Annotated in this window: 11 protein-coding genes and 1 pseudogene; 1 reads left to right on the top strand and 11 read right to left on the bottom strand. The window is 50.9% G+C overall.

Annotation, left to right across the window (positions count from 1 at the left end):
* Positions 1–80 precede the first annotated feature (80 nt).
* The 9 genes and pseudogenes from HMPREF3050_RS06730 to recQ form a co-directional block, all read right to left on the bottom strand.
* Complete coding sequence (locus HMPREF3050_RS06730; RefSeq protein WP_003767473.1) at positions 81–623, bottom strand: c-type cytochrome; 543 nt, start codon at positions 621–623, stop codon at positions 81–83.
* 395 nt (positions 624–1,018) lie between these two features.
* Positions 1,019–1,132: pseudogene (locus HMPREF3050_RS14830) on the bottom strand (IS5/IS1182 family transposase); the annotation flags it as partial.
* A 6-nt stretch (positions 1,133–1,138) separates the two neighbouring features.
* Positions 1,139–1,309, bottom strand: a complete 171-nt coding sequence (locus tag HMPREF3050_RS14275) for an anti-sigma factor family protein (protein ID WP_003779645.1) — start codon at positions 1,307–1,309, stop codon at positions 1,139–1,141.
* 18 nt (positions 1,310–1,327) lie between these two features.
* On the bottom strand, positions 1,328–1,918 hold the full coding sequence (locus tag HMPREF3050_RS06725; protein WP_070774209.1) for a sigma-70 family RNA polymerase sigma factor: 591 nt from the start codon (positions 1,916–1,918) through the stop codon (positions 1,328–1,330).
* Between the two features lie 306 nt (positions 1,919–2,224).
* Positions 2,225–2,926, bottom strand: a complete 702-nt coding sequence (locus tag HMPREF3050_RS06715) for an HvfC family RiPP maturation protein (protein WP_070774207.1) — start codon at positions 2,924–2,926, stop codon at positions 2,225–2,227.
* Entirely contained in the window at positions 2,916–3,758 is an 843-nt protein-coding gene (locus HMPREF3050_RS06710) for an HvfB family MNIO-type RiPP peptide maturase (protein ID WP_070774206.1), read from the bottom strand. Before HMPREF3050_RS06710 ends, HMPREF3050_RS06715 begins: the two co-directional genes overlap by 11 nt.
* Positions 3,759–3,865: 107 nt before the next feature.
* A complete protein-coding gene (locus HMPREF3050_RS06705; protein ID WP_070774205.1) occupies positions 3,866–4,177 on the bottom strand; it encodes an HvfA family oxazolone/thioamide-modified RiPP metallophore in 312 nt (103 codons plus the stop codon).
* An 81-nt stretch (positions 4,178–4,258) separates the two neighbouring features.
* Entirely contained in the window at positions 4,259–4,714 is a 456-nt protein-coding gene (locus tag HMPREF3050_RS06700) for an HvfX family Cu-binding RiPP maturation protein (protein WP_060974837.1), read from the bottom strand.
* Positions 4,715–4,893: 179 nt separating this feature from the next.
* Positions 4,894–7,206, bottom strand: coding sequence for a DNA helicase RecQ (gene recQ / locus HMPREF3050_RS06695; RefSeq protein WP_070774204.1), 2,313 nt, complete (start codon positions 7,204–7,206; stop codon positions 4,894–4,896).
* Between the two features lie 395 nt (positions 7,207–7,601).
* On the opposite strand from recQ, the gene HMPREF3050_RS06690 reads away from it, so the two are divergent.
* Complete coding sequence (locus tag HMPREF3050_RS06690) at positions 7,602–8,048, top strand: surface-adhesin E family protein (RefSeq protein WP_003755842.1); 447 nt, start codon at positions 7,602–7,604, stop codon at positions 8,046–8,048.
* Positions 8,049–8,239: 191 nt separating this feature from the next.
* Here the strand turns inward: HMPREF3050_RS06690 and HMPREF3050_RS06685 are convergent, their stop codons facing one another.
* Positions 8,240–8,809 (bottom strand): L-threonylcarbamoyladenylate synthase, encoded by a 570-nt coding sequence (locus tag HMPREF3050_RS06685; RefSeq protein ID WP_070774203.1) that lies wholly within the window; start codon positions 8,807–8,809, stop codon positions 8,240–8,242.
* Positions 8,810–8,864: 55 nt separating this feature from the next.
* Positions 8,865–10,136 (bottom strand): phosphoribosylamine--glycine ligase, encoded by a 1,272-nt coding sequence (gene purD / locus HMPREF3050_RS06680; protein WP_070774202.1) that lies wholly within the window; start codon positions 10,134–10,136, stop codon positions 8,865–8,867.
* Positions 10,137–10,292 lie beyond the last annotated feature (156 nt).

Raw genomic sequence — 10,292 nt, 5'->3', positions numbered from 1 at the left:
ACGCCGTACTGGTTTAAAGTTAATCCACTATACCATGAAAAAACGCACCTTGTAATAAGGTGCGTTTTGATTTGTACGGCTTAGAATTTGGCGCCGGATTGGTTTGCCATATAGTCAACCGCCGCTTTGACTTCGTCATCGCTCAGGCTGGTGTTGCCGCCTTTTGCCGGCATGGTGTTGAAGCCTTCGAGTGCATGTTTATGCAGGGTTTCTTTGCCTTGTTTGATGCGCGGAGCCCAATCATCATTTTTACCGACGACCGGAGCGCCCGGGATGGTACCGCCGTGGCACATTTTACAGTTGGCTTCGAAAACGGCTTTGCCGTCCACTTTGGCGGACGAGGCATCTTTTTTCTCGTCGGCAGGCGCAGCTTCTGTTTTTTCAGCCGGTTTGGCTTCAGAGGCAGGAGCTTCTTTTACTTCTGATGCGGCTTTGGCGGCAGTATCTTCTACTTTGCTCGCCGCTGCTTGAGCAGAAGATGCAGCAGCATCGGTAGCAGAAGCCGCAGCGTCTTTAACCTCGGAAGCTACAGCAGAAGCCGCTTCCTTAGTTTCCTGTTTGGCTTCTTGGGAACAAGCCGACAAAGCGGCCATCATCATCGCAGCAATTAGTAATTTGTTCATGTTCTATCCTTCTTAAATTTTTTAGTTAAGGTACTGTTTTATAAAACAGCTGAAAAAATTCTAACACACATCATTTTCATGTTCCCGCCAATGTAGTGGGTTGTAGTAACAAATATTGGCATAAGTCATATTTTGTTCTGAAAAAAGGCGGAAAATGTTGACACCCACACAATCATTCCTATATAGCCTCCAGCTTATTGGGCGGTTTGAACCTTGTTTGCTATGCCTTTAAATCCGCTCAAATCCTGCCCAATTTCAAAATCCCGGCTTTAAAAGCCGGTTTTTTATGGGCACGCCATTTCATCCTAACTCATGCTCAAACCAATCAATCCCTATTTTCTTTCATGCAAAAAGGTCGTCTGAAACTCTACATCAGGTTTCAGACGACCTTTTTATAGTGGATTAACTTTAAACCAGTACGTCGTTGCCTCGCCTTGCCGTACTATCTGTACTGTATCTGCGGCTTCCGCCTTGTCCTGATTTAAATTTAATCCACTATACCTTATCCGCCAGCCTCAAAACATCTTTTTCATGGCTTTCTGAATAAGGTCGAGTTGTTTTTTATATTCGCGGCAATGAGGGCATATCAGCAGGTGGCTGCCCAGAAAAACGCGCTCGGGAACGGTCAGGCGGGTTTCGTCCTGTTTTTTGGAGAGCAGGTAGGCGGTTTTGCGGCATTTGTTCATCGTGTTTTCCTAACGGGCTTAACCGGCATGTTCTGCATTGCCGAACCATTTGATTTGCAGGCATTGGCGCAGGGTTTCGCGGGCGCGGTGCATGATGGTGTGGTAGTTGGACATACTGATGCCGCATTGCTCGCGGATTTCGTCGGATGAGAAGCCGAGGATTTCCTTCATGGTAAACACGCGGGCGGTGTTTTCGGGCATTTGGTAGAGGCAGGTTTGCAGGATTTCACGAAACTCTTTGTTGTCCAACGTTTTTTCGGGCGAGGCCCAAGTTTGCGGATGGCCGTCCGCCGTCCAATGCCCGTCTGATGCAAACCGTTCTTCAAAGATTTCGTCCAACATTTCTTCCGCAGGTGTGGCGAATACTTCGCGCTGCCGTCTGATCTGGCGCAGGCAGTCGGTAATTTTGTTTTTCAGAATGGCAAACAACCAGCTGCCCACTTGTGCATCTCCTTTAAAACCTTCGGCAGCGCGGTAGGCGGAAAGCATGGTTTCCTGCACAAGGTCTTCCGCCAAATCGGGGCGGTCGGGCAACTGGATGCGGGCGAAACGCAGGAGCAGCTTGCGGGATTCGGCAAGCTCGGCGTCAGTCAATTCGGGTAGGGACATAATGTATCAGCATTGAATGAATTATGGCTGTGAACTTCTGATTTTACGCTGATACTGAGCATTCGTGTTATCAAATACATAAATGATTGACGTAGCTTTTTTGTTTCTCAGTAACCGGTTACGCGTTTTCAGACGACCTGCCAAGCCTTTTAGCGGGTCTTTACCCCCAATATAAAAAAGGTCGTCTGAAAACGACAAAAACCGCCGATATTTCGATTTCTTCCCCATCTTTGCCCTTTCCTTCGGGAAGGGGGTACGATAGTGCCTTTATAGGAATTTCCTGCCCACTACGTCAATTCGATCATTTCAGACGACCTCGGCTGATGTGGCAACCAAAATGCCTTGTTCCAGCCAATCTGCCCATTTTTGCCTTAATGCGTCCTGCCAGCCGCTTTCAGACGACATGAACTCTGCCAGCATGGTTTGCAGGCCGTTCAGGGAGGTGGGCGTGTCTGCCAGCGTTTCCAGCAATAATGTGTCGAAATCGTCGAGGGTTTGGTACATCACGTCGTCTTCCTTATCGCGCCACACCAAAACGGCGGTTTCCGCCTCCTGCAACTCGTCGGTCACGTCATACTGATAACGGCGGACAAAGGCGGCGGGAGAAAGGGTGTACGCCAAATCGTCTGAATCGGCGGGCGAGGCTTGGCTGTCGGTTTGGGCGACTTCAGCGAGCAGTTGGGTATGTTCGAAGTCCATCAGTGCCAAGAGGTCGTCTGAAAGCGGCAGGCTCTGGCAGTATTGGAGGAATTCGCCGGCAATTTCTTGGAAATAGGGGGTTTGGGCGCGCGCGTCTCGGATGAAGCCTTCTTTCAGACGACCCCATTCTCCGCTGTCGAGATACTGCTGCGTTTCGGTATAACAACGGTCGATGAAGCTGTGGATATTGTTGCGTATCAGGCGGATATAGACGTTCAGGCGGTCTTGCGGCAAGCCGGCGGCGGCTTCGCCCTCGCGTATGGCTTGGGCAAAGTGTTGTTGATATTGGGCGGAGGTTTCAGGCTGCACGGCGGTATTCCTTTCCGGCACGCGTTTGATAGTCGGCGATTTTGGCGACTTCGGCTTCGAGTTCGGCAAAAGGCGGGAAATTGAAATCGCGTTCCAACAAAGTAGGCGGGATGGTCGGCAGCTTGGTGTAGGCGAGTTCGAGCAAGTCCCAAACGGTCGGTAAAACCGCCGCGCCGTGGGTATCAATCAACAGCTCGGGCGTTTCGACGTCGTGTCCGGCGATGTGGATGTAACACACGCGCCCTGCGTCAACGTTTTCTAAAAAAGCCTCTGGCGACAACAAGCCGTGATTGACGGCGTTGACGTAGATATTGTTCACATCGAGATGAATGCCGCAATCGGCTTCGCGAGCAACGGCGTTGAGAAACTCGACTTCGTTCATTTCGGCAAGCGGGGAATGCAGGTAGTAGGAAGTGTTTTCTACGGCGATGCGGCAGCCCAATCGGTCTTGTACTTCGCGGATACGCTGCGCGGTATGCTGCACCATTTCTTCGGTGAAGGGCAGCGGCAACAGGTCGTAGAGATGGCCGCCGTCGTGGCAGTAGCTCAAATGGTCGGAGAAAAATGTGCAATCGTAACAGCGCATCATTTCTTTGATTCCGTCTATCAAGGCGGTATCCAGCGGGGCTTGTCCGCCCAGCGACATGGATAATCCGTGCAACGCCAATGGCAGCCGTTCCGCCACGCGGTCAAACTGTTTGCGCGCCCTGCCGCCCATTTTCAGCCAGTTTTCGGGTGCGGCTTCGATAAAGCGTATCGGACTGTCGTCTGAAAGCGAGAGGAAGTCTTCCGCCAAGTCGCGGCGGTAGCCTAAGCCTGCGTGTTGAATCATGATGTTGCTCCGTTTTGGATGGTGTTCCGACGGTTTTGGTAAGAAATTGCTGTCAAAATCAGATAAAAAGCCGCATTTATCAATAAAATGCGGCTTTTTGTTCTAAATTATTTAGAACCGCATTTGCCTTCGCCGCATTTGCCTTCAACTGCTTTAGCTTTGGCTTTTGCTGCTTTGGCGTTTTTAGCGGGGGCTTTTTTCACGGTTGAACCGCATTTACCCTCGCCACATTTGCCTTCGCCTGCTTTAGGAGCAGCGGCACCGCATGAACCTTCAGCAGCTTTAGCCGCACCGCAAGAGCCTTGGGCAGCTTTTTGAACGCCTGCTTTGCTGCTTACCGGTTTGTCAGCGGCAACAACGCCGGCAGCCAAAGACAAAGACAAAGCACCTGCAAGGGCAGCGGCTACATTTTTTTTCATATTGATTTCCTTTTCAAAGTATCAAGTTAAACAGATTAAGAATTTGAGTTGGCGCGTTTAAAGTCCGCTCCACGACCTTTTTTATTGATTTCCGACGCGGCATTTCGGGCAAAAACGTTTTTTCAACAACGCATCCAACGATAAACAGCCCGCGCCTTGAAGCAGAATCGGGATTAAAACCACGATATAAATCAAAGCCATTTTATAGCCGTTGTCGCAGACATTATAACCCGCACCCGCATGGACTGCTGCCCACGCCACTGCCGTTACAATGATCAACCCTAAGGCGGACAGGCGGGTTGCCAATCCTAAAAGCAGCAAAACCGGAAAAACCAGCTCCGCCCACATCGCCAAGTTCCAATTCACGCTGTCGGGCAGCAAATTGAACGGAAAGGGGAATTGGTCATTGATTTCGGCAAACCAGTTTTCGCCGCTCCATTTCTGCATACCTGATTCCCAAAATTCGTAAGCGGCAAACAGGCGCAAAGCCAATAAACCTAAAGCCGATTGCCACGGGGCTGTCGTATTCATTTTCATGATAACCGTTTCATAAAATCATTTCATGCCCGATTAGACGCGGCAGTCTGAAAATGCTTACAAGCGAATTGAAAAAATTTTGTTTGTTATTGTTTTATAATGATATTAATATTCAGAAGGTCGTCTGAAAACCTTTATACAGGGTTTTCAGACGACCTTTTTCTGTGTCTTTTTAACGGTCAATCCGCCGTGCAGATTTCTATGATTTCTTCGCCGTATTGGTCCAACCATTCCCCGCTCACGCCCTCTATTTTGGAAAGCGTCGTCAAGGTTTGCGGCCAGGCTTTGGCGATGGCGCGTAAAGTCTGTTTTTTGGCGACGGCATGCATCTCTCCGCCTTCATATCGGGCGGTATCGAGACACCATTGGAACAGGCGGCGGGCGAGCTGGCGTTCTGCCTGTTTCGGCTCGGAAAGCCCGTCTGCGTAGGGGCGGCAGATGTCGAGTATTGCCTGCCCGTATTGGGCAATTCTTTCGCTGCCGATGCCGTAGATGCCGAGCAGGTCGGCTTCTTCGGCGGGCGTGAAGACGACAAGGTCGGTCAGGCTGATGTTGGAAAGGATTTTGCCCAAGGCGCATTGTTCGGCGGCTGCCTGCTCGGCACGCCAAGTTTCCAGCTTTTGCTGTAATTGCTGTTCACGCTCGGTTTGAGGGATGAATAGGGGTTCTTCGCTGGTCGTTTGTCCGCTTTGGTTTTCGGCAGCGTTCCCGCAGACATTGAGGATGTCGATGCCGAATTTGTTGATTTTTGCCTCGCCTAAACCGTAGATTTGGTGCAAATCTTCCAGCGTTTGCGGCATTTTTTCGACGATGTCGCGCAGGGTTTTGTCGCCGCAGACGACGTAAGCGGGAACTTCTTCGGCATGGGCGCGCTGCTGCCGCCAATGCCGCAATGCCTGCCATAGGCGTTCTTCGCGTTCGGTACGCAGCCAGTTGTCTTTGGGCTTTTGAGTGGCAGCTTTTTCGCGGCGCAGCGGGCGCAGCATGACTTCGGTTTCGCCTTTAAGGACTTTTTTTGCGGCTTCGGTCAGTTGCAATGCCTGATATTGGGCGGTGTTGACGGTGAGGTAGCCGAGGCTGATGCACTGGCGGATGACGCTGCGCCATTCTTTGTCGGTTTGCGTGCTGCCGATGCCGAAGGTAGAGAGTTTGTCGTGGCCGTTGCGCTGTATCCAGTCGTCGCTTTTACCGCGCAGCAGGTTGGTGATATAGCCGGCGGCAAAGCGTTGTCCGGCGCGATACACGCAACTGAGGAGCTTTTGTACGAGGACGGTGCCGTCGAAGCGTACGGGCGGATGCAGGCAGTTGTCGCAATGGCCGCAGGGGGCGGATTCTTCGCCGAAATGTTTGAGCAGCAAGACGCGGCGGCAGGCGGCGGTTTCGCAGACGGACAGCATGGCATCGAGCTTCTGCATTTCGATTTGTTTCTGCACTTCGTCGCTGTTGCCTTCGGCGATGCGTTCGCGCAGCAATACCCAGTCGTTCAGCCCGTAACACAGCCAACTCACGGCAGGCAGCCCGTCCCGCCCGGCGCGGCCGGATTCTTGGTAGAAATGTTCGACGCTTTGGGGCATATCAAGATGGGCGACGAAGCGCACGTCCGGTTTGTCTATGCCCATACCGAAGGCAACGGTGGCGACGACGATAATGTTGTCTTCGCGGGTAAAACGGCGTTGGTTTGCTTCGCGCACTTCCATGCTCAAGCCGGCATGGTAGGGAATCGCGTCCAATCCGTTTTCGCAGAGGAATTGGGCGATGTCTTCGACTTTTTTGCGGCTTAAGCAATAGACGATGCCGCTTTGCCCTTCCATTTCTTTGCGGATGAAGTCGAGAAGCTGCTTTTTGCCGTTGTTTTTTTCGATAACCTGATAATAGATATTCGGGCGGTCAAAGCTGGAGATGAATTCGGGCGCGTCTTCGAGATGGAGGAAATGTTTGATGTCGGCGCGGGTCGCCGCATCGGCAGTTGCAGTCAGGGCAATGCGCGGCACCTGCGGATAGCGTTCGGCAAGCAGCCCTAATTGCTGGTATTCGGGACGGAAATCGTGCCCCCATTGGCTGACGCAATGCGCTTCGTCTATGGAGAAAAGGCTGATGGTTTGCTGGTCGAGAAAACGTAGGAAACGGTCGGTAACAAGCCGCTCCGGTGCGACGTAGAGCAGTTTCAGACGACCTTGGGCGAGTTTGTCCGCCACTTCGCGGGCTTCTTCCACCGTTGTACTGCTGTTGACCGCTGCTGCTTCTATGCCTGCAGCGTGCAGGCTCGCTACTTGGTCGTTCATCAGGGCGATCAGCGGCGAAACGACGATGGCGACGCCTTCGCGCATCAGCGCGGGAATTTGGTAACACAGCGACTTGCCCCCGCCCGTCGGCATCAATACCAACAGGCTTCCGCCGCCTGCCAATGTATTGACGATAGCCTCCTGCTTGCCGCGAAATTCGGGATAGCCGAATACTTCGTGCAAAATCTGTTGGGCGGAAGGCTGGAGCATGATGGTTCCGTAGGGAGGGAAAAGCGTTATTTTAGCGGTTTTAGACACTGCCTGCATGGGTGATATTTGAGTTATCCACATGAGGTCGTCTGAAAACGGGTTATGCTTGGTTGGGTATCGCAGATTGATTTTTAATTGAGACAAGATGGCGGAACTGCTGACAATGCAGATAGTAGGAAACCGGCTCACTCTTTGCTTTGGAAACGGAGAAAACCGTTTTCTTTAAACTCAGACGAGGAGGCATACTGGTTTCAAGTCAATCGACTAGAAAACCTGCTTTCAGACGACCTTTTCATTTTTTGGCGGTTTTAAGACTTTGCAAAGCCGATTTACTGCCCCGCCGTCTTCGCGCATAATACGGCAGTCTAATAATTTATCCTAAGCAACCGAAACTTATGAACATCAAACACTTTTCCCTTATTTCGACTTTATCGGCAGCCCTGCTCCTGAGCGCCTGTCAAACGACTACGACCACAAGCGGCGGCGTCAGCGGCAACTGGGACAACATCGGCACGATTTCCGACGGCAATATCAAAGTGGCGATTGATAAAAACAGCATCAAGAAAAACGGTACTTTGGTCACTTTCCGCGATAGAAAAACCGTATCGAAGATGAAAGAAGAACGTTTCGTCAACACGCCTGCCTACAAAACTGCCATTGGCGACTGGGAAATCCATTGCACCAACAAGACCTACCGCCTGACCGCTTTGCAGCTCCTCGACGAACACGGCAAAGAAATTTCCAAACACAGCTACACCGCAACAAATATCCGCCCGATGAGCGTGATGAACGGTACGATCACTGAAAAACAATTCGAAGCCGTATGCGGCAGCAAGCTCTGATACTCAACTTATCTACATACTTATCCACAAGATAGTCAAATCAAAAGGTCGTCTGAAAACCATGAATATGGGGATTCAGACGACCTTTTTGGTTTTTTCGGGAAAGTTATATTCAGGATTATCCACATTTTCTCAAATAAGCGGTTTATCGGTTCAAACCACAATTCCTAATCATCCCACCCATCCGATTTCTAACGCAAACGGACACCTGTTTCCCCATCAATAATCTGACTCGGCGACCTTTGTTTGCCGATTAAACCGCCGACTACCCATACATTCCTTCCAAACTGCCTTCTCACTTCCCGCTCCGTCTTACACGCGCGTTTGCCTGCGCGGTTGCATGAAGTCGAGACCAAAGGCGTTTTCAAAGCCTGACACAAGCGGCGCGCACCTGCATGGGCAGGAACCCTGACCGCCAGTTTGCTGCGTCCTTTTCCGCGCAATGCGGGTAAAACGTCAGCAGCCGCAGGAAGCAGAAAGGTTTTGGGCGCAGGCCATTCGTTTCTGAGCATGGTTTGAATGTTTTCAGACGACCTTTTGAGTAGGGGCTGTAATTGCTCTAATTGGTTGCCAATGACAATCATGCCTTTATGTTGCGGTCTTTTTTTCAGATGAATCAGTCGGTTGAGCGCTTTAGGCAAGGTCGGGATACAGCCTATGCCGTAGCAGGACTCGGTAGGATAGGCGACCAAGCCGCCTTTTTTAAGATGGGATTGCAGCTTGCGAAGCGTCGAAGCTGAAAGGATTCTGGGGAATTGCATGATAGGGAAGGTCGTCTGAAACACAATCACGTTTTCAGACGACCTGTTTCTTTGATTAACGGTTGATGGCTTTATCGGCAATGTCTTTACGGTATTGCATACCGTCGAAGCTGATTTTTTCCAATGCGCTATACGCCTTGGCTTTGGCTTGAGCCACATCGTCGCCCAATCCTACGACGCACAATACGCGGCCGCCGTTGGTCAATACGTCACCTTTCTCGTTTGCCGTTGTGCCTGCATGGAAAACTTTGCCGATTTGGTTGGCAGCATCCAGACCGGAAATAACATCGCCTTTTTTAGGCGTTTCGGGGTAATTTTGCGCCGCCAGCACCACGCCTACGGCAGTTTGCGGGTTCCATTCTGCAGTTATGCCATCGAGTTTGCCGTCTATTGCCGCTTCGACCAAATCCGACAAGTCACTGTTCAGACGACTCATAATCGGCTGGGTTTCGGGATCGCCAAAACGGCAGTTAAACTCAATCGTATAGGGTGCGCCGCTTTGATCAATCATCAAACCTGCGTACAGAAAGCCGGTAAACTCATGCCCTTCCGCTTTCATACCCGCCACGGTCGGCAAAATAATCTCGTTCATCGCGCGCTCGTACACGGCAGGCGTTACCACAGGTGCGGGGCTGTACGCGCCCATACCGCCCGTATTCGGGCCTTTATCGCCGTCTAAAAGACGCTTGTGGTCTTGGCTGGTTGCCATAGGCAATACATGATTGCCATCAACCATGACGATAAAGCTCGCTTCTTCGCCTTGCAGGAAATCTTCAATCACAACGCGCGCGCCGGCATTACCCATCTTGTTGCCTAGCAGCATATCGTCAATCGCAGCATGCGCTTCATCCAAAGTCATCGCCACAATCACGCCTTTACCTGCCGCCAAACCATCGGCTTTGATGACGATGGGCGCACCTTTCTGATTGACGTAATCATGTGCAGCATCGGCGTTTTCAAAAGTTTGGTATTGCGCGGTTGGAATGTTGTATTTCGCCATAAATGCTTTGGCGAAATCTTTAGAACTTTCCAGCTGCGCCGCATATTGTGTCGGACCAAATATTTTCAGCTCTGCGGCACGAAAATCATCCACAATACCCGCCGCCAAGGGCGCTTCAGGTCCGACGACGGTAAAAGCAATATTTTCTTTACGGCAGAATTCAATCAAATCCTGATGCGCAGTCAAGGCGATGTTTTGCAACTTGGGTTCAATCGCCGTACCGGCATTACCGGGCGCAACACATACTGTTTCCACTTTGGGCGATTGCGCCAATTTCCAAGCCAACGCGTGTTCGCGACCGCCATTACCGATAACCAGCAGTTTCATGTCATCTCCTTGACAAATATGTACTTTTAACGAAAACTCGATACAAGGGAACTTTTGTCCCATTTAAAGAAATTTTAGTGGAATCAAACAAAAGACCGCTTCATTCCACTCTGCAACCTATTTGACTTATCCACAAAATTAAAAAAGGACAAGCAA

It is taken from the genome of Neisseria sp. HMSC065D04 (assembly GCF_001815675.1).
In the GTDB taxonomy this organism is placed as follows: Bacteria; Pseudomonadota; Gammaproteobacteria; order Burkholderiales; family Neisseriaceae; genus Neisseria.
Note: the sequence above shows the minus strand (reverse complement) of the source record. Positions and strands in the feature narration are given on the sequence as shown.

Coding starts and splice junctions, on each gene's coding strand:
- HMPREF3050_RS06730 (WP_003767473.1), bottom strand. CDS start 623: ATGAACAAATTACTAATTGCTGCGATGATGATGGCCGCTTTGTCGGCT.
- HMPREF3050_RS14275 (WP_003779645.1), bottom strand. CDS start 1,309: ATGAACAAATGCCGCAAAACCGCCTACCTGCTCTCCAAAAAACAGGAC.
- HMPREF3050_RS06725 (WP_070774209.1), bottom strand. CDS start 1,918: ATGTCCCTACCCGAATTGACTGACGCCGAGCTTGCCGAATCCCGCAAG.
- HMPREF3050_RS06710 (WP_070774206.1), bottom strand. CDS start 3,758: ATGATTCAACACGCAGGCTTAGGCTACCGCCGCGACTTGGCGGAAGAC.
- HMPREF3050_RS06705 (WP_070774205.1), bottom strand. CDS start 4,177: ATGAAAAAAAATGTAGCCGCTGCCCTTGCAGGTGCTTTGTCTTTGTCT.
- HMPREF3050_RS06700 (WP_060974837.1), bottom strand. CDS start 4,714: ATGAAAATGAATACGACAGCCCCGTGGCAATCGGCTTTAGGTTTATTG.
- recQ (WP_070774204.1), bottom strand. CDS start 7,206: ATGCTCCAGCCTTCCGCCCAACAGATTTTGCACGAAGTATTCGGCTAT.
- HMPREF3050_RS06690 (WP_003755842.1), top strand. CDS start 7,602: ATGAACATCAAACACTTTTCCCTTATTTCGACTTTATCGGCAGCCCTG.
- HMPREF3050_RS06685 (WP_070774203.1), bottom strand. CDS start 8,809: ATGCAATTCCCCAGAATCCTTTCAGCTTCGACGCTTCGCAAGCTGCAA.
- purD (WP_070774202.1), bottom strand. CDS start 10,136: ATGAAACTGCTGGTTATCGGTAATGGCGGTCGCGAACACGCGTTGGCT.